Origin of the sequence: Curtobacterium sp. UNCCL17, from assembly GCF_000686685.1 — a bacterium.
Taxonomy (GTDB): Bacteria; Actinomycetota; Actinomycetes; order Actinomycetales; family Microbacteriaceae; genus Curtobacterium; species Curtobacterium flaccumfaciens.
In genome coordinates, this window is record NZ_JMLI01000023.1 from 1 (window position 1) to 16,477 (window position 16,477).

A 16,477-nucleotide genomic window follows, 5' to 3' on the forward strand; every position below is an offset into this window, starting at 1 on the left:
GATCAAACTCTCCGTAAAAAAATACAGACCCAACACCCGAAGGCATCAGACCGAGTTGATTCTGACTGTTGACTGTCTACTGACAATCTTCAATCCAAAAGGAATTGCTTCATGACCCAGTCAGCAAGCCGACCAGGCACGAGGTCAATCAATAAATTGGCATTGACAATGTGCACGCTGTTGAGTTCTCAAGGACCAGACGCACTCCCCGCTCGACCCATCACAGGTTCCGCCAGAGAGGCATTCGTCTTGTACAACATCCCGGGCGCACAACCAAAGGTCGTGGTTCCGAGGAGTTGGTTGCCTGAGCGGGACCCCGTCCGGACTGCATCTCCAGGTGTTCAACCCGGTGACCGTCTCGGCCGTTCCGTTCTCCGCCTCAGCGGCAACGAGTGATTACTCTACACACGCCCCGGGGGCCCTGCCAACCGTCGTCCCTCCCGGGCGTGTCGCAGTCGGGTGAACGGCACGTGTCCCCCGGGTTTCCGGGGATCGACGGTGTGAGCGCGACCCCGGGAACGACGGAAGGCACGGTGCGAACCCGCACCGTGCCTCCCGACTGAACGAACCGGACCGACCTACTCGGCCGCTGCCAACTGCCCGCACGCCCCGTCGATCTCCTTGCCGCGGGTGTCGCGCAGGGTCGTCGGGATGCCGGCGGCGTTGAGTCGGCGGACGAACTCGTCCTGCACGTGCACCTCGGACGAGGTCCACACGGAGCCCGGCGTCGGGTTGAGCGGGATCGGGTTGACGTGCACCCAGCCCTTGCCGCGCTTGTTGAGCTTCTCGGCGAGCAGGTCGGCTCGCCAGGCGTGGTCGTTCATGTCCTTGATGAGCGCGTACTCGATCGAGACACGACGGCCCGTCTTCACGTAGTAGTTGTGGGCGGCGTCGATCGCTTCGTCGGCCTTCCAGCGCGAGTTCACCGGGATGAGCTCGTCGCGGAGCTCGTCGTCGGGTGCGTGCAGGGACAGCGCGAAGGTGAGCGGGATCCCTTCGTCCGCGAGCTTGATCATCGCCGGCACCAGGCCGACGGTCGACACCGTGATGCCGCGGGCACTCATGCCGAGACCGTTCGGCTGCGGTGCGACCATCAACCGCACGGCGTCCATCACCCGCTTGTAGTTCGCGAGCGGCTCCCCCATGCCCATGAACACGATGTTCGTCACGCGTTCGGCGTCGACGCGGTCGTGGCCGCCCTTGCGCGGATCGCCCCCGAGCTCACCGGCGGCGATCGCGGCGTTGGCCCGGACGATCTGCTCGATGATCTCGGCGGTGGACATGTTGCGGGTCAGCCCCGCCTGGCCGGTGGCGCAGAACGGGCAGTTCATGCCGCACCCGGCCTGGGACGAGACGCACAGGGTGATGCGGCCCGGGTAGCGCATGAGGACCGACTCGACCAGGGCGCCGTCGTGCAGCTTCCAGAGGAACTTGATCGTGTCGCCGTTGTCCGTCGCCAGCCGCCGGGTCTCGGTGAGGAGCGGCGGCAGCATCCCGGCGACGAGCTGCTCCCGCTGGGCGGCGGGCAGGTCGGTCATCTTGGCCGGGTCGGACGTGTAGTGCTGGAAGTAGTGGGTCGCGAGCTGCTTGGCGCGGAACCCGGGCAGGCCGAGTTCCTTCACGCGGGCCTCGCGTTCCTCGGCCGTGAGGTCGGCCAGGTGCACGGGCGGCTTGCCACGCTTCGGGGACGCGAACTGCAGCAGCGGGCGACCGTCGGTGTCGGTGGCCTGCTTCCAGCCCTCGGTGCGCGGGCGCACCTGCGGACGAGCAGACTGCTGCTGTTCGAACGGGGTGCGGGTGTCGGAAGCCATCACTCCAGGATACGGGAGGCCCGTGATCGGTGGGGACGCCCCGTCCGGGTGGTCCTGCTGGTCACAACCACGGCCGCGCCACGGCTGGTCGGGTCAGCTGCCGGCGGGCAGGACGCGCGCGAAGTGGTGCGCCGCCGAGTACATCGGGACGATGTCGACGACCTCGCCCGGGTGCGGTGCCTGCAGGACCAGCCCCTGGCCGAGGTACAGGCCGACGTGGTCCTCGTCGTCGTACACAACGAGGTCGCCCGGCAGTGCCTCGGACTCGGGGATCGTGGTCGCGACGGCGTCCTGCGTCGGCACGTAGTGCACGAGCTGGATCCCCACCGCCTGGTAGGCGACCATCGTGAGCCCGGAGCAGTCGATGCCCTCGTGGCTCGCGCCGCCCTCGACGTACGGGTCCCCCATGTACTGCAGGGCGGTCTGCACGATCGTGGCCCGGTCGCCCCCGGCCGAGAGTGCGGCGGACAACGCGGACTGTGCCTGCGCGGTCGTCACCCCGAAGCGGAGGTCGAGCGTCGGGTAGGACACGATCGTCGTCGTGGTGGTCATGCCGTCGGTGGAGACCACGGGGACCTGGACGTCGTGCGCCACCGTGAAGGTCTGGGCGTCCTGCGCCGTGGTCGTGCCGGAACGGGTGTCCGCGGGCAGGGTGTCGGCGTTCGCGGGCAGGGCGAGCGTCAGGCTCGAGGTCACCGCGATCGCGGGGGCGAGCAGGATGGCCGCGCGCTTCGCGTTCGCGGAACGGCGGATGTGCCGCGGGTCGACGGCGCGCTCGGCACGCAGGGTGGCGGTCCGGCTCAGCACCGCACTGCCCGCCGACGACGCGACGGGGGCGGGACGCGGCTGCATCCGCACGGTCCGGGCCGGCTTCGGGTGCTCGACGAAGGTGGAGCGGGCGGCCGCGGGGCCGAGGGCCGAACGGCGACCACGGGGACGGGACTGCTGCGTGTCCGGCGTCAGCGGCGCGGGGTCGACCGCGGGGTGCGTGTGCGTTCGCGCGGGCTGACGGTCGTCGGCTGCTGCAGGCAGGGTGTGGCGTCCCATGGGTCCTTCCGGGTCGGGACCACTCGGCGGTCCGGAAAGTAACGTATTGGTCACGACGGTGCCTGCGGCTGGGCAGCGCCGGAGTGTTCCTGCAGCTGGTCACAGGAACGAGCACCGCTCGCAGGCCACTCCGACGGCGCGCACGGGCGTTCCGGAGCCGGCCCGCGGCGGTGGACCCGGGTTCAGACCGGCGTGACCCGCATGACGGCGGCGATCCGGGCCTCCCGGTCGGCCGCCAGGCGGTCGAGGCGAGCCGACAGTGCGACGACCGAGGCGTCCACCGGACTGTCCCCCGAGATGTCCCCCGGGATCGGGACCCCGGCGCGGACCGCGAGTGGCAGCACGCCCGCCCAGACGGTGTGGTCCTCACCGTCCGCCGGGTCCTCGCCGACACCGTGGGCTCGGACCTTGACGCTCACGCGGTCGAGGGGCAGCTGGAGGACCTGGGTGGCGCGGACCTCCTTCGCGGTCATCTCGCGCACCTCGGCTCGGCGGCCCGGCATGAGGTGGTCGGCCACCTGCCAGAGGGCTTCGGTGCGCAGGTCGGTCGGCACCACGGTGGCGCGGCCGGCGACCATCGCGCTGCGGTAGTTCGCCGAGCTGTCGTTGGTGGAGCGTGCGAAGACGAGACCGTCCAGGTGGGTGATGGTGGCGGCGACCGGGACGCCCTCGGCCCCGGCGTCGAGGAACAGCCCACCACCGGTCGAGCCGTGCAGCAGCAGGACGGGGCCGTCGCCGAGGTCCCCGACGGCGCAGAGGAACGGCAGGACGACGGGCTGGCCACCGCGGACGATGCCGACGTGGGCGACGTGGGCCTCGGCGAGGATCGCGTGCAGGACGGCGGGGGCGTCGGACTGACGGTCACGCAGGCGGCGGACGCGGAGTGAGGGGCCGTCGGTGGGCAGTTCCGATTCGGAGCTCGAGGTGGGCATGTCGTCACGCTAGGGTCAGCAGTGGTCCGGTGCCTGGACCAGATCGGGGCGATCACGATGGACCAGTCGAGCAAGGTGTCCGGTGTGGTGGCACGGGTGCGTGGGATGGTGCACGACGGCACCCTGCGCGAAGGCGATCCACTGCCGTCGACACGGGTGCTGGCGGCGGAACTCGGGGTGGCCCGGGGCACCGTCGTCGCGGCGTACGAGCAGCTCGACGGCGAGGGGTACCTGCGGACGCGGCACGGTGCCCTCGCGCGGGTCGCGGCGGACCTGCACGGTCGGACCACGGGTGCGCCGTCGGCCGTCGGCACGGACACCGCCGGCTCCGGCGCGGCCGGCGCGGTCGACGCAGCCGGCGTCGCGGCCGCTCCGCCGTCCGCTCCGCTCATCGACTGCCGTCCGGGCATCCCCGCGGTCACCGCCATCCCACAGCGGGACTGGCGGGCAGCCTGGCGCGCAGCGGCATCGGCCCCGCTCCGGAACGCGATCGCGGACCCGCTCGGCTCCCCCGACCTGCGGGCACAGGTCGTCGCCCAGCTCGGCCTGACCCGCGGGTTCACGGCGACGATCGACCGGGTGCTCGTGACCGCGGGGACCTCGGAAGCGCTGTCGCTCGTCACCGAGGCGCTTCGGGGGCTGCTGGGTCGCGCTCCCGTCGTCGCCGTCGAGGACCCCGGCTACCGCACCGGACACCGTGCGATCACGAGCGCTGGTGGATCCCTGGTGGGCGTCCCGGTCGGCGAGGACGGCCTCGACCTCGACGCGCTCGAGGCCGCCGGACCGGTCGACGCCGTCCTGGTCAGCCCGACGCACCAGTACCCGCTCGGGTCGGTGATGCCCGTCGCCCGGCGCCGGCGGCTGCTCACCTGGGCCGCCACCACCGGCACCGTGGTGGTGGAGGACGACTACGACTCGGAGTTCCGGCACCGCGGCGCTCCCGTGCCCGCGCTGGCCGCACTCGACGCCGAGGGCGTGGTGCTGCACGTCGGCGGCTTCTCGAAGACGCTCGACCCCCGGCTGCGCTGCGCGTACGTCGTGCTGCCGACGGTCGCGGCGACGGGTTCCCCGGTGACGGAGGCGGTGCTCGCCGCCCGTCGGGCTCGTGGCGCGGTCGTCGCCGAACCGGTGCAGGCCGCGCTCGTGCACCTGCTGCGGACGGGTGGGCTGCGGCGGCACCTGGGTCGGGTGCGTCGCGACTACACGCACCGCCGGGCCCGGATCGCGGCTCGGCTCGGCGACGTCGCCGGCCTGGAGGCCCGTGCCCTGAACGGCGGACTGCACGCGGTGGTCACGTGGTCGGGTCCGACCACGGGGGCCCAGATCGCGCGTCGGCTGGCGGACGCCGGGGTGCTCGTCGCGACGCTCGAGGAGTACGGGCTCGCGCCGGGCAGGACGCCGCCGGGCATCGTGTTCGGCTACGGCGCCGTGACGATGCCGGAGCTCGACCGCGCGCTCGACGCGCTCGTGACGGCGGTCACGGGACCCTGATCCGGGTCGTCAGCCGCCGTACTGGGCGGTGCCCACGACGTTCGACCCGGCACCCCGGCACGCGGTGATCAGGGTCCGCCCGACGAGTTCCCATTCGGGAGTCATCTCGAGCGCCGGCCCGGACTTCGGTGCGGGGTGCGCGTCGAGGTACTCGTGCGCGTAGTCGATCGCGTCGTCGAGCTCCTCGTCGGTGCTCGACAGGTGCTCGTAGCCGAAGCGTTCCGCCGCGATCAGTGCCTGGTACTGCGCCTCGGAGAGATCGCCCTGGCTTCGCCCGACCGTCGCGTTCAGCGAGATCGTCGTCAGCGCAGTGATCTGGCCGCAGATCGCCGCAGCACTCCGGTCTTCCTCCATCGGGTCCGTCGCGCCGCCCGCTGGCTGGGCGTCCGAGGTCTCCGAGGTCGGCGTCGGGGTCGACGTCGGCCGCGCCGCTGCGTCGTCGTCGGCCGAGCAGCCGGCGAGCGAGCCCGACACGAGGACCGCGCTCACGACGACCAGGGGCAGTGCGGACCGGAAGGAGACCATGGACGTCATCGTGGCAGCACCCTCGTGCTGTTCGCGTCGTCGTGTCCCGATCGAGACCTGGTCGAGACCGGATCGTGAGCTTGCGTCAGCGGGACTCGGCGGTGCCGTTCTTCCGGGCGTTCACGAGGTCGGCCAGGGACGGCTCACCGGCGTCGCCGGGGAGTGCGTGTCCGCGGCGGGCGGCCTTGCGGACCTGTCGGTAGGTGGTGACGTGCAGGGGGTCCACACCGTCGGCGGACTCGTAGTTCGACGGGACAGTGGTGGTGGGTGATTCGGTCATCGCGACGGACGGTACGCGTGCCGGGAGCCGCCGAACCACGTGCTGCGTTCCGCGGCCAAACAGGGTCCGAACGGGTGGAGCAGCCCTGGTGCGATGCCGGATTGTTCGCATAGAATGCGAACATGTTGATCACCGTCGACCCGCAGGCGCGAGCGACCCTGGCGGAACAGGTCGCCACCCAGATCCGGCACGCGATCGCCCGCGGCGAGCTGCGGAACGGCGAACGGCTGCCCGCTGCGCGGGACCTCGCCGCCTCGGTCGACGTCAACATGCACACCGTCCTGCGCGCCTACGCGCTGCTGCAGGAGGACGGACTGATCGAGTTGCGGCGCGGCCGCGGCGCGACGGTCCTGCGATCGGGCAACGCCTCGTTCGACCGGTTGCGCACGCTCGTCGACGAGCTGCGCGACCAGGCGGACACCCTGGGTGTCTCGCTCGACGACCTGTTCACGATGATCAAGGGGGCACGATGACGACTCGACCGATGACCACGGGCACACGGCTGGCCGTGACGGCACCAGGGCTCCTGGTCGCGGTGGGACTGGTGCTCACCGCGGTCCTCGCGGCGTCCACCATGCCCGCGCGGATCGCGATCCACTTCCGGACGGACGGCACCGCGGACGGTTGGGGGTCACCGTGGACGGCTTTCTGGGTCACCCTGGCGGTGGCACTGGTGGCCGTCGTCCTCGCGTTCTCCGCGCTGCGCTGGCGCGACAGGCGGACAGCAGCCACGGTCCTGCTCGTCGCGAACCTGCTGGCCGGGACCCTCGGCTCGGCCTGGGTCGTGCTCGCGTGGACGAACACGGCCGGCGACGGCACCCTGTCCCCCTGGTGGACGGTCCCGTTCCTGCTCGTCGCCGTGGTGGTCGCCGCCGTCCCCGTGCTCGCACTGTTCCGGGTCGCTGCACCCGTGCCAGCCCACGAGGTCGCTCCCCTGGTGGTCGGGCCCGACACCCGCGTCGCCTGGCGCGCACGCGTCGGCAGCCGGTGGTTCGCGGTGATCGGGGCGGTCGTCGTGGTCCTCGGCGTCGGCACCGCCGTCTGGACGGCATCGGCCGGGGTGACGACGGCGGTCGTCTCCGGACTGGCGATGGTGATCGCGGGGATCGCCGTGCTGGTGCTGGCGCGGCTGGAACTCACCGTCGACCGTCGCGGCATGCGGCTCACGTCCACCTGGACGAGGATCCCCCTCATGCGCGTCCCGCTGGAGCGCATCGAGTCGTGCGGGTGGGAGCAGGTGACCCCGGGCCAGTGGGGCGGCTGGGGCTACCGGATCTCGGGCCGCGGCGTCGCCTACGTCGTGCGGTCCGGGCCGGGGCTGGTCGCGCGGCTCCGCGGCGGGCAGGCGCGGATGGTGACCGTGCCCGACGCTGCGGGCGGTGCCGCAGCCCTGGGCGCGCTGCTCGCCGGGCGCGAGACGGCATGACGGGGCTGCACCGGGCCTCCAGGGCGGCGTCGCGGGTCCGGCAGCGGGCGTGAGACGGGTCAGAGGCTCGTCATGCCGCCGTCGACGCGGAACTCCGCTCCGGTGGCGTAGGACGACTCGACGCTGGCCAGGTAGACCATGATGCCGGTGACGTCGTCGGGGGTGCCCGGGCGACCGAGGGGCGTGCGGGCGACGATCGCGGCTCGGGCCTCGGGGTCACCGGAGATCGCCGACACGAGGCCGGTCTCGGTGTAGCCCGGCACGACCGTGTTCACCCGGATGCCGTCCCGCGCGTAGGCCATCGCGGTCGCCCGGACGAGTGCGTGGATGCCGCCCTTGGTCGAGGAGTACGCCGCGAAGTCGGCGCCCTCGCCGTTCAGGCCGGTCGGCGACCCCGTGGCGATGACCGACCCGCCGGCGCCGCTCGCGAGCATCGCCCGGACGGCGTGCTTGATCGTCAGGAACGTGCCGGTGAGGTTGACCGCGACCGTGCGGTCCCAGGTCTCCAGCGACAGGTCGGCGACCTTCGCGTCGTGGCCGAACAGCTGCACACCGGCGTTCGCGACCACCACGTCGGGGCTCGCACCACGGTCGGCCAGTCCGGCGAACCCCGCGGCCACGCTCGCCTCGTCGGCGATGTCCATCGTGAGGCCGATCGCGGTCGGGCCGGCTGCGGCGGCGGGACCGGCGGCCGCATCGGCGTCGCGGTCGGCGTAGACGACGGTGGCCCCCTCGGTCACGAAGCGGTCGGCGATCGCGCGGCCGATGCCGGACCCCGCTCCCGTGACGAGTGCGGTCCGGCCGTCGAGTCGTGCGGTCATGTGGGACTCCGTCCTCGGAGCAGCGCTGCTCCGTCACCCCCATCATTGCCCAACCGGTTGACCGGTGCTAGGCATGCACCATGACTGCGACGTCGAACGACCAGATCGTGTCCGTCGGGCCCTGGCGTCTGGCCCTGCGCGGAGCCGAACTCGCCGACGTCACGTTCCGGGGCACGCTCGTCCTGCGCGCCGTCCGGTTCGTCGTCCGCGACCACGACTGGCGCACCGCCGACGACACCGTGCTGACACGCACGGTGGACGGTGACGATGAGCGCATCCGCATCGAGACCAGCGCACGGTACGACGGCGTCGAGGTCGTCCGCACCGTCCTCGAGGTCACGGTCGACGACGACACCCTGCGGGTCGCCGCGGTCGGGACGGTCACACGGGCCTTCCGCCGCAACCGCATCGGGCTCGTCGTCCTGCACCCGCCGACCCTGGCCGGGCAGCCGCTGACGGTGCGGCACCCGTCCGGTGGCGTTACCGCGACGGCGTTCCCGTTCTGGATCGCGCCGCACCAGCCAGCCGTCGACATCGCCGGGCTCGACTGGGCTGCGGGTCCGGTCGCGCTGTCGCTCGACCTGACCGGCGACGTGTTCGAGACCGAGGACCAGCGGAACTGGACCGACGCCTCGTTCAAGACGTACTCGACTCCCCTCGCCGAGCCGTTCCCGGTCGCGAGCACGCCGGGGACGACGGTCCGGCAGGGGCTCACCCTGCGTGTGACGGCGGGCGGTCCAGCAGGTGGTCCGGGCACCCGGCCGGGAGGCGCGGCCTCCCCCGCCCCGGACCTCGCGACCCTCGACGGGCCCGCTCCCGGTGCCGTGGTCACGCCGCCGCCGACGCTCCAGCTGCTCGCAGGTTCGGCGCCGGTCGCTGCGCGCCCGGACGACGCCGACCTGCTCCGAGGGTTCCCGATCCTGGTGGAGCCGACCCTCGGCGCCCCGAACGTCGAGGCGGTGCTCGCCTCGGCCCGCCGGGACGCGGGTGGCGCTCCCCTGGACGTCCGGTTCGTCACCGACGACCCGGTGCTGCTGCGCGCGGCGATCGACGCGGTGCTCGAGGGCGGGCCGGTGGCTCGCGTCGGGGCGTTCGACCCGGTGTCGCACGTGACGACGCCGGCGCTGCAGCGGGCACTGCGCGAAGCGGTGGCAGCGGTCGGTGCGCTGGAGGTCGTCGCCGGTACCCGGGCCCACTTCACCGAGCTGAACCGCTCGATCGCGGTGTTCTCGGGCTGGGACGGCCCCCTGACCTGCAGCGTGACGCCGCAGATGCACGACCGGTCGCCCGAACAGGTGACCGAGTCGATCCGGATGCTGCGCTGGGTGGTGAGCAGCGCCTCCAGGCTGGCCGCCGGCAGGGCGCTGCACGTCGGACCGGTGACGCTGCGGCCACGGTGGAACGCGGTGGCGACGGCGCCGACCCGGGTCGTGACGGACGCGACCGTCGAGCACGGCTACGGGCCGGAGACCGTTCCGGACGCGACCGACCCGGCGCAGCACACGCCGGCCGCCGGGCGGTGGTTCACCGACGCGGTGCGGGCGCTGACCGTGCCGGGCGTGGCCTCGATCACGCTGACCGAGGCGTGGGGGCCGCGGGGGTTCGTGGCCGCCGACGGCACGGGGAACGCCCCGCCGGAAGGGGGTCGGCGGGGCGTTCCGGTCCGGGCACGCTGACGGGTCGGCGCGGTGGTCGTTGGCGGTCCGGCTCAGCGCCGGACTGCGTCGATCTTGAGCATCTTCGCGATGACCGAGTCGAGCTCGCTGTCGTCGAAGACCTGCTTCCAGTCCTCCTTGATGAGCTTCTCGCGGCCGTAGCCCATCGCGATGTGGCAGGCGTCGGAGAACGGGTTCGAGCCGCGCAGGCCGTTGGTCAGCGCGATCCAGGTGTGGCCGTAGAGCATGGCGCGGGCGGCCTCGCGGGGCACGCCGACACCGGTGACCGTTTCTTCGAGGGCGTCGTTGAGGAAGTCGCCGATCATGCAGGCGATCGTCTCGACCAGGGTCGGCTCGAGCACGGCCAGCTGCTTCACCGTGACCCAGTGCACCTGGATGACCGGGGCGTACATCGTGGTGATGACGGCCTCGGCGACGGCCTTGGCACGGTCGCCCTCGTCGCCGAGCGACTCCGAGGCGTCGAAGGCCGCGATGACCTCCTGCGGGGCGGCGATGCCACCGAAGGTGTCGTCCCACTCGGCCTTGGTGGTGCGCTCGAGGAACACCGACGGGTGGCACGGGTGCGCCACGGCGTAGTGGATGTCCTCGCGCTTGGCGAGGAGACCCGCGTAGGCGGCGGCCGGGTCGAGCGTCAGGATGCTGGCGCCTGACTTCATGACGGGGACGAGCTGCTCGGAGATGGTGCCGAGCAGGACGTCCGGGACGGCGAGGATGACGACGTCGGCGGCCTTCGCGGCGTCGAGGCTGTCGGTGATCTCGCGGCCGAGGGCCTGGATGCGCTCCTGGCCGGCGGGCGAGGCCTCGCTGTAGAGGGTGGTGTACTCGCTCTTCGCGAAGTTGTTCGAGACGCGGGTGCCCATCTTGCCGCCGGCACCGATCACGGCGACGGTGACGTCGGCCGTGCCGGATCCGGCAGCGACGGTGTGGGGGGTGGTGACGGTGTCGGTCATGATTCCTTGCTCCTGATGTACTCGATGGTGTGTTCGGTCCACGCCGCTTCGATGCGGGTGGTGGTCTGTGCGGGGGGCTCCCCCGGCAGCGGTTCGGCGCCCGCGTGCTCGTCCTGCCACGGCAGCCAGAACTCGATGACGCGGTTGATCTCCCGGGTGTCCGGCTCGAGCGCGGCGCGGACGGCGTCGTGGTCGAGGACCCCGGTGCCGATCGGGACGCCGGTGTACTGGAACCCGACCCAGCCCGGTGAGCGGGTGAAGGCGGAGTCCTTGACGTGCCAGTTGACGACGTGCGGGGCGGTCATCGCCACGACGTCCCCTGGGTGTTCGAGCCGTGCCACGGTGTTCGCCGGGTCGAGGCAGATGCCGAGGCTGTCGGAGCCGATCGCCTGGACGACGGCGACGAGGTCGGCGGTGGCGACGACCTCGTAGGTCTCCAGCGCGAGGGTCACGCCCGCGCGCTCGTAGGCGGGGAGCGCCTGCCGCAGGCGTCGTTCGGTCTCGGCCGCGTCGGGCTGGTCGTCGCCGCTCGTCCACATGCTCCGCACGAGGGTCGCGCCGAGCTGCTCCGCGACGTGCAGGTACCGGGCGAGGTGCTCCGGCCGGGTGCCTCGGGTGCCGACCTCGAGCGCGAGACCGAGGTCGGCGGCCAGGGACCGGATCGAGGCCAGGCGCTCGTCGGTCGCGGTGTCGAGCGGCAGGTGGTCGCAGATCTGGAACAGGTCGACACCGTCGTGCGACGCGGCGTCGCGCAGGGCGTCGTCGAGGGACATCGGCGACGGGACGCGGTCGGACATGCGCCAGAAGTAGGCGTAGGTGGAGAGGCCGAGCAGGGAGGTCATGCCGGTGCTCCGTCCTGCGTCGCGGCCAGCGCCTCGGCTTCGTCGAGGATCGTGCGGATCGCCTCGGGGTCGTGGGCGAAGCGGCCGAGGAACAGGCCGCCGATGCGTCCGGCACCCCGGGTCAGCAGGCCCGGACCGGCACTGCCGCCGTAGATCGCGACGGAGCCGGCGAGCTCCGGCCGGTTCGCCAGGTGCTGCTCCAGGCCGGCCAGGACCGCGACGATGTGCTCGTCGGGCGCGGGCTGCGGGGCACCGATCGCCCACACCGGCTCGTACGCGGCGATGAGCGGTCCGGCGATGCCGTCGGCAGTCGCGGTCGCCAGGAACCGGTCGAGCTGCGCGGTGACCTCGGAGATCGCGCCCGCGGGGTCGCCGTCGGCGGCGCGCTCGGTCTCGCCGATGCAGATCAGGGGCCGCAGGTGGTTGCGGTACGCCGCGTGCACCTTGCCGGCGATCTCGTCGTCCGTCTCGTGGAACAGTTCGCGTCGCTCGGCGTGTGCGATCTCGACGAGGTCGACGCCGATCTCACGGAGTTCGGCGCCGGAGACCTCGCCGGTGAAGGCACCCTCGTCGGCCCAGGCGAGGTCCTGGGCACCGAGCAGCACCGGAGCGCCTGACCCGGTCAGGATCGCTCGGACCGGGACGAGCGACGGGAACGTCGGCACCACGAAGAGCTCGACCGCGCCGGACCGCACCGCCGGGTGGCTCCGGGCGATGTCGGCCACGGCGGCCGCCCACTCGAGCGTCCGGGCATGGCTGAAGTACATCTTGAGCGACACCCCGATCGTCACCGGGGCGGCCACCGTGGTCGCGGGCATCAGGCGTCGGTCCCGACCGGGGCCGAGCCGTCGTAGGCACAGATCGCGTTGACCTTCTCGGCGCTCGCGCTCGTCCGGTCGAAGGTGTAGCCGAGCCACTCCTTCGCCATCCGGCGCGCGACCTCGACCCCGACGACGCGCTGGCCCATGCAGAGCACCTGGGCGTCGTTCGACAGGATCGAGCGCTCCACCGAGAACGAGTCGTGCGCGGTCACGGCGCGGATGCCGGGGACCTTGTTCGCCGCGATCGCGACGCCGAGGCCGGTGCCGCAGATCAGGATCGCGCGGTCGGCCTCGCCGTTCGCCACCAGACGGGCGGCGTCGACGGCGACGTGCGGGTAGGCCGTGTGGCCGTCGGCGTCCACGCCCACGTCGACGACGGAGGCCACGCGGGGGTCCTTCGCCAGGTCGGCCTTGATGACCTCCTTGTAGTCGAAGCCGGCGTCGTCCGAACCGACGACGATGCGGAACTGCTGCTCACTCATGCGGGTTTGCCTTTCGTGGTGGGGGTCAGGCGGGGACGGCGATGGACGAGCGGACCGCGGCGGTGATGAGCGCGAACGAGATCGCGCCGGCGTCCGGGGTGCCGACGGCGTCCTCGCCGTGGGTGCGGGCGCGGCCCATCCTGGGCAACAGGTCGGCCGTGGCGTCCGCCGCGGTCCGTGCTGCGGCCGAGGCGGCCGACCAGGCGTCGACGAGTTCGTCGCCGGCGGCGACCCGGGCGGAGAAGACCTGGTCGAACGGCACGAGCGCGTCGACCATCGTCTTGTCGCCGGGGACGGCTCCGAAGGCCAGGACGGCTTCGGCCGCGGCGTGCACCGCGCTCTGGACGGTGGCGGGTGTCGGACGGGACTCGTCCCCGAGGACGCGACCCAGGGCCTCCAGGGCAGCACCCCAGATCGCACCGGACGTCCCACCGGCCTTGTCGGACCACGCGTCGCCGGCGATCGCGAGGACCGAACCGGCGCCGGCGCCACGGGCGGCGGCGTCCTGTGCCGCACGGTCGGCGGCGGTGGAGCCGCGCTGCATGCCGATGCCGTGGTCGCCGTCCCCGGCGACGGCGTCGATGCGGCCGAGCTCGTCGGCGTGGTCGTCGATGGTGGCGCGGATCGCGGTGATCGCGCTCGCGATGCGGGCAGCCGAGGCCTGGGACTCCTCGGTGCCGGGCGTCACGGGCACGACCACGCCGGCTTCGAGCACCTCGACCGGTACGGGCTGCTGCGGGACGGCGCCGCCCTTGCGGTAGGCGGGGGCGTCGGCGGGGGCTGCCCAGAGCTGCTCGAGTTCGTCGTCGAGCCAGAACAGGGTGAGCGAGACGCCCGCCATGTCGAAGCTCGTGACGAGTTCGCCGACCTCGGGCTCGACGACGACGATGCCGGCGTCGGTGAGCTTCCGCTGGACGGCGCCGAAGACGACGAAGAGTTCCTCGTACTTCACCGAGCCGAGGCCGTTGAGGATCGGGACGACGCGGGGGCCGGCGGGTGCTGTTGCGGTGCCGTGTGTTGTGGTGCCGGTGCCGGTGCCGGTGCCGGTGTCGTCGGGTCGCTCGGTGAGGAGCTTGTCGACGAGCAGGTCGGCCAGGCCGTCCGCGGTGGGGACGTCGGCCTCGGCGATGCCGCGTTCGCCGTGGATGCCCATGCCGATGGCCATGCGCCCCTCGGGGACGGTGAAGAGCGGCTCGTCGGCGCCGGGCAGGGAGCACCCCGAGAACGCGACCCCGAAGCTGCGGGTGCGTTCGTTGGCCCTGGTCGCGATCGCGGTGACCGCGTCGAGGTCGTCGCCGCGCTCAGCGGCCGCGCCGGCCACCTTGAACACGCAGAGGTCCCCCGCGATGCCGCGACGCTTGTGTGCCTGGTCGGCGGGCGCGGACGCGACGTCGTCGGTCACGCGGACCGTACGGACGTCGATGCCCTGTGCCTCGAGTGCCCGTGCCGCGGCGTCGAAGTTGAGGACGTCACCCGCGTAGTTGCCGTAGCTCAGCAGCACGCCGCCGCCGTGCTCGGACGCCTTCGCCACCGCGGTGACCTGCTGGGCACTCGGGCTGGCGAACAGGTTGCCCATCGCGGCACCGGCCGCCAGGCCGTGCCCGACGAGGCCACCGAAGGCCGGGTAGTGGCCGGAGCCACCGCCGACGACCAGCGCGACGGTGCCCTCGGGGCTGGTGGTGGAGCGGGCGACCCCGCCGTGCACCTTGCGCACCCGGGCGCGGTTGGCGGCGACGAAGCCGTCCACCATCTCGTCGGCGAAGTCCGCGGGGTCGTTGAACAGGCGGGTCATGCGCCGGCCTCCTTCGCGATGGCGGTCGGTCCGTCCGTGGCGGCGACCGCGGTGTCGGCTGCGGACGCCGCGGCGGCCGCTTCGTTGCGCTTCGTGTTCCGGCCGAGCACGAACATGAGCACGCTCGACAGCACCATGAAGAACCCGACGATGAACATCGGCACCTGGTACCCGCCGGTCCACTCGCTCACCGCACCCGTGATGTACGGGGCGGCGAACCCACCGAGGTTGCCGACGGTGTTGATGAGGGCGACCCCCGCGGCTGCGGCGGCACCGGTCAGGAACTGCGTCGGGACCGTCCAGAAGTTCGGCAGGGCCGCGAAGATCGCACACGCGGTGATCGCGATGACCGCGACGGTGGCGGCCGGGCTGTTCATGTAGAGCGCGACCGGGATGCTCAGGCCACCGACCAGGGCCGGGACGGCGATGTGCCAGACCCGGACGCCACGACGGAAGGCGTCACGCGACCAGAAGTACAGGACCACCGCGGCGGGCACGTACGGGATGGCCGTGATGAGGCCCTTCTGGAACAGGTCGAACGTGGTGCCGAACTGCTCCTGGAAGCCGTCGATGATCGTCGGCAGGAAGAAGCTGAGCGCGTAGAGGCCGTAGATGAAGCCGAAGTACACCGCGGCGAGCATCCAGACGCGGCCGGAGCCGAAGGCCGCACGCAGGCCGCCCTTGCCGTGACCGTCCCCGCCGCCCTTCGCGGCGCTCTCGGCGGCGAGCGTCGTCTCCAGCCAGATCTTCTCGTCCTCGTCGAGCCACTTCGCCTGCGACGGCTTGTCCTTGAGGACGAAGAGGCACAGGACGCCGACGATGATCGCCGGGATCGAGACGCAGAGGAACATGAAGCGCCATCCGGCCAGGCCGCCGAGGATCCCCTCGTGGGTCATCAGCCAGCCGGCGAGCGGGGAACCGATGACGCTCGTGAGCGGCTGCGCCAGGTAGAAGAGCGCGAGCATCTTGCCGCGGTGACGGGCCGGGACCCAGGTCGACAGGAACAGGATCGCGCCGGGGAAGAAGCCGGCCTCGGCGATGCCGAGCAGGAAGCGCAGGCCGACGAGCTGCGGGTAGTTCTGCACCCACGTGAAGAGCAGGGACACGATGCCCCACGTGATCATGATGCGGGCGAGCCAGATCCGGGCGCCGAACTTGTGCAGCGCCAGGTTGGACGGCACCTCGAGCACGAGGTAACCGATGAAGAACACACCGGACGCGAAGCCGAACTGGGCGGCGGTCAGGCCGAGGTCGGCCTCCATGCCGTTGGGGGCGGCGAAGGAGATCGCGGTGCGGTCGAGGAAGTTGATGAAGAACATCAGTGCCACGAACGGCACGATGCGGATCGCGATCTTGCGGATGGCCGTCTTCTCGACGACCGAGGTGGGGATGCCTCGCGTGGCGGGGATGTCCACGATGACTCCTGCTCGGTGGGGGTGGTACGACTCCCGTCCTGGCGGCTGCGCCGGGACGGTCCTGGCGGCTGGGCTGGGACGGTCCTGGCGGCTGCGCCGGGACAGTCCTGGCGGCCGGGCCGGGATGTTCCGGTCGGCTTCGCCGGGACGCTCCGTGCTGCTGCGC

The 16,477-nt window shown here is 72.2% G+C and carries 16 protein-coding genes; 4 read left to right on the forward strand and 12 right to left on the reverse strand.

Annotation, left to right across the window (positions count from 1 at the left end; translation table 11 throughout):
- Positions 1-578: 578 nt before the first annotated feature.
- The 3 genes from rlmN to BR70_RS0104605 form a co-directional block, all read right to left on the reverse strand.
- The gene (gene rlmN / locus BR70_RS0104595) at positions 579-1,811 is read right to left on the reverse strand and encodes a dual-specificity RNA methyltransferase RlmN (protein ID WP_027465106.1); all 1,233 of its coding nucleotides are present in this window, start codon (positions 1,809-1,811) and stop codon (positions 579-581) included.
- A gap of 93 nt (positions 1,812-1,904) precedes the next feature.
- Positions 1,905-2,858 carry a C40 family peptidase gene (locus BR70_RS22130; RefSeq protein WP_051596640.1) on the reverse strand — a complete coding sequence of 318 codons (954 nt, stop codon included), beginning with the start codon at positions 2,856-2,858 and terminating at the stop codon, positions 1,905-1,907.
- Between the two features lie 182 nt (positions 2,859-3,040).
- Positions 3,041-3,790, reverse strand: a complete 750-nt coding sequence (locus BR70_RS0104605) for a pyridoxamine 5'-phosphate oxidase family protein (protein ID WP_027465107.1) — start codon at positions 3,788-3,790, stop codon at positions 3,041-3,043.
- A 21-nt stretch (positions 3,791-3,811) separates the two neighbouring features.
- Between BR70_RS0104605 and pdxR the strand changes: the two genes are divergently transcribed.
- Positions 3,812-5,281, forward strand: a complete 1,470-nt coding sequence (gene pdxR, locus BR70_RS19555) for a MocR-like pyridoxine biosynthesis transcription factor PdxR (RefSeq protein WP_051596641.1) — start codon at positions 3,812-3,814, stop codon at positions 5,279-5,281.
- A 9-nt stretch (positions 5,282-5,290) separates the two neighbouring features.
- On the opposite strand, the gene BR70_RS0104615 is transcribed toward pdxR, so the two are convergent.
- Together BR70_RS0104615 and BR70_RS0104620 are read right to left on the reverse strand one after the other, a co-directional pair.
- On the reverse strand, positions 5,291-5,806 hold the full coding sequence (locus tag BR70_RS0104615; RefSeq protein WP_027465108.1) for a hypothetical protein: 516 nt from the start codon (positions 5,804-5,806) through the stop codon (positions 5,291-5,293).
- Positions 5,807-5,891: 85 nt separating this feature from the next.
- Positions 5,892-6,086 (reverse strand): hypothetical protein, encoded by a 195-nt coding sequence (locus BR70_RS0104620; protein WP_027465109.1) that lies wholly within the window; start codon positions 6,084-6,086, stop codon positions 5,892-5,894.
- A 122-nt stretch (positions 6,087-6,208) separates the two neighbouring features.
- Between BR70_RS0104620 and BR70_RS0104625 the strand changes: the two genes are divergently transcribed.
- Both BR70_RS0104625 and BR70_RS0104630 read left to right on the forward strand, forming a co-directional pair.
- Positions 6,209-6,559, forward strand: coding sequence for a GntR family transcriptional regulator (locus BR70_RS0104625; RefSeq protein WP_027465110.1), 351 nt, complete (start codon positions 6,209-6,211; stop codon positions 6,557-6,559).
- Positions 6,556-7,512: a DUF1648 domain-containing protein gene (locus BR70_RS0104630; RefSeq protein WP_027465111.1), complete on the forward strand. Its 957-nt coding sequence runs from the start codon at positions 6,556-6,558 to the stop codon at positions 7,510-7,512. The genes BR70_RS0104625 and BR70_RS0104630 overlap by 4 nt, the downstream gene beginning before the upstream one ends.
- A 59-nt stretch (positions 7,513-7,571) precedes the next feature.
- Here the strand turns inward: BR70_RS0104630 and BR70_RS0104635 are convergent, their stop codons facing one another.
- Positions 7,572-8,333, reverse strand: coding sequence for an SDR family NAD(P)-dependent oxidoreductase (locus BR70_RS0104635; protein WP_027465112.1), 762 nt, complete (start codon positions 8,331-8,333; stop codon positions 7,572-7,574).
- A gap of 80 nt (positions 8,334-8,413) precedes the next feature.
- On the opposite strand from BR70_RS0104635, the gene BR70_RS19560 reads away from it, so the two are divergent.
- Entirely contained in the window at positions 8,414-10,009 is a 1,596-nt protein-coding gene (locus BR70_RS19560; protein WP_051596642.1) for a D-apionate lactonase family protein, read from the forward strand.
- Positions 10,010-10,041: 32 nt separating this feature from the next.
- On the opposite strand, the gene BR70_RS0104645 is transcribed toward BR70_RS19560, so the two are convergent.
- Genes BR70_RS0104645 through BR70_RS0104670 form a run of 6 tightly spaced genes read right to left on the reverse strand, consistent with a single transcriptional unit; the run spans position 10,042 to position 16,311 of the window.
- Positions 10,042-10,959 (reverse strand): phosphogluconate dehydrogenase C-terminal domain-containing protein, encoded by a 918-nt coding sequence (locus BR70_RS0104645; RefSeq protein WP_051596643.1) that lies wholly within the window; start codon positions 10,957-10,959, stop codon positions 10,042-10,044.
- On the reverse strand, positions 10,956-11,801 hold the full coding sequence (locus BR70_RS0104650; RefSeq protein ID WP_027465114.1) for a sugar phosphate isomerase/epimerase family protein: 846 nt from the start codon (positions 11,799-11,801) through the stop codon (positions 10,956-10,958). Before BR70_RS0104650 ends, BR70_RS0104645 begins: the two co-directional genes overlap by 4 nt.
- Positions 11,798-12,619, reverse strand: a complete 822-nt coding sequence (locus BR70_RS0104655; protein WP_027465115.1) for a triose-phosphate isomerase family protein — start codon at positions 12,617-12,619, stop codon at positions 11,798-11,800. Before BR70_RS0104655 ends, BR70_RS0104650 begins: the two co-directional genes overlap by 4 nt.
- The gene (locus BR70_RS0104660) at positions 12,619-13,104 is read right to left on the reverse strand and encodes a ribose-5-phosphate isomerase (protein ID WP_027465116.1); all 486 of its coding nucleotides are present in this window, start codon (positions 13,102-13,104) and stop codon (positions 12,619-12,621) included. Before BR70_RS0104660 ends, BR70_RS0104655 begins: the two co-directional genes overlap by 1 nt.
- Before the next feature lie 25 nt (positions 13,105-13,129).
- A complete protein-coding gene (locus BR70_RS0104665; protein WP_027465117.1) occupies positions 13,130-14,896 on the reverse strand; it encodes a dihydroxyacetone kinase family protein in 1,767 nt (588 codons plus the stop codon).
- The gene (locus BR70_RS0104670) at positions 14,893-16,311 is read right to left on the reverse strand and encodes an MFS transporter (RefSeq protein ID WP_027465118.1); all 1,419 of its coding nucleotides are present in this window, start codon (positions 16,309-16,311) and stop codon (positions 14,893-14,895) included. Before BR70_RS0104670 ends, BR70_RS0104665 begins: the two co-directional genes overlap by 4 nt.
- Positions 16,312-16,477 lie beyond the last annotated feature (166 nt).

Coding starts and splice junctions, on each gene's coding strand:
- rlmN (WP_027465106.1), bottom strand. CDS start 1,811: ATGGCTTCCGACACCCGCACCCCGTTCGAACAGCAGCAGTCTGCTCGT.
- BR70_RS22130 (WP_051596640.1), bottom strand. CDS start 2,858: ATGGGACGCCACACCCTGCCTGCAGCAGCCGACGACCGTCAGCCCGCG.
- BR70_RS0104605 (WP_027465107.1), bottom strand. CDS start 3,790: ATGCCCACCTCGAGCTCCGAATCGGAACTGCCCACCGACGGCCCCTCA.
- BR70_RS0104615 (WP_027465108.1), bottom strand. CDS start 5,806: ATGGTCTCCTTCCGGTCCGCACTGCCCCTGGTCGTCGTGAGCGCGGTC.
- BR70_RS0104620 (WP_027465109.1), bottom strand. CDS start 6,086: ATGACCGAATCACCCACCACCACTGTCCCGTCGAACTACGAGTCCGCC.
- BR70_RS0104625 (WP_027465110.1), top strand. CDS start 6,209: ATGTTGATCACCGTCGACCCGCAGGCGCGAGCGACCCTGGCGGAACAG.
- BR70_RS0104630 (WP_027465111.1), top strand. CDS start 6,556: ATGACGACTCGACCGATGACCACGGGCACACGGCTGGCCGTGACGGCA.
- BR70_RS0104635 (WP_027465112.1), bottom strand. CDS start 8,333: ATGACCGCACGACTCGACGGCCGGACCGCACTCGTCACGGGAGCGGGG.
- BR70_RS19560 (WP_051596642.1), top strand. CDS start 8,414: ATGACTGCGACGTCGAACGACCAGATCGTGTCCGTCGGGCCCTGGCGT.
- BR70_RS0104645 (WP_051596643.1), bottom strand. CDS start 10,959: ATGACCGACACCGTCACCACCCCCCACACCGTCGCTGCCGGATCCGGC.
- BR70_RS0104650 (WP_027465114.1), bottom strand. CDS start 11,801: ATGACCTCCCTGCTCGGCCTCTCCACCTACGCCTACTTCTGGCGCATG.
- BR70_RS0104655 (WP_027465115.1), bottom strand. CDS start 12,619: ATGCCCGCGACCACGGTGGCCGCCCCGGTGACGATCGGGGTGTCGCTC.
- BR70_RS0104660 (WP_027465116.1), bottom strand. CDS start 13,104: ATGAGTGAGCAGCAGTTCCGCATCGTCGTCGGTTCGGACGACGCCGGC.
- BR70_RS0104665 (WP_027465117.1), bottom strand. CDS start 14,896: ATGACCCGCCTGTTCAACGACCCCGCGGACTTCGCCGACGAGATGGTG.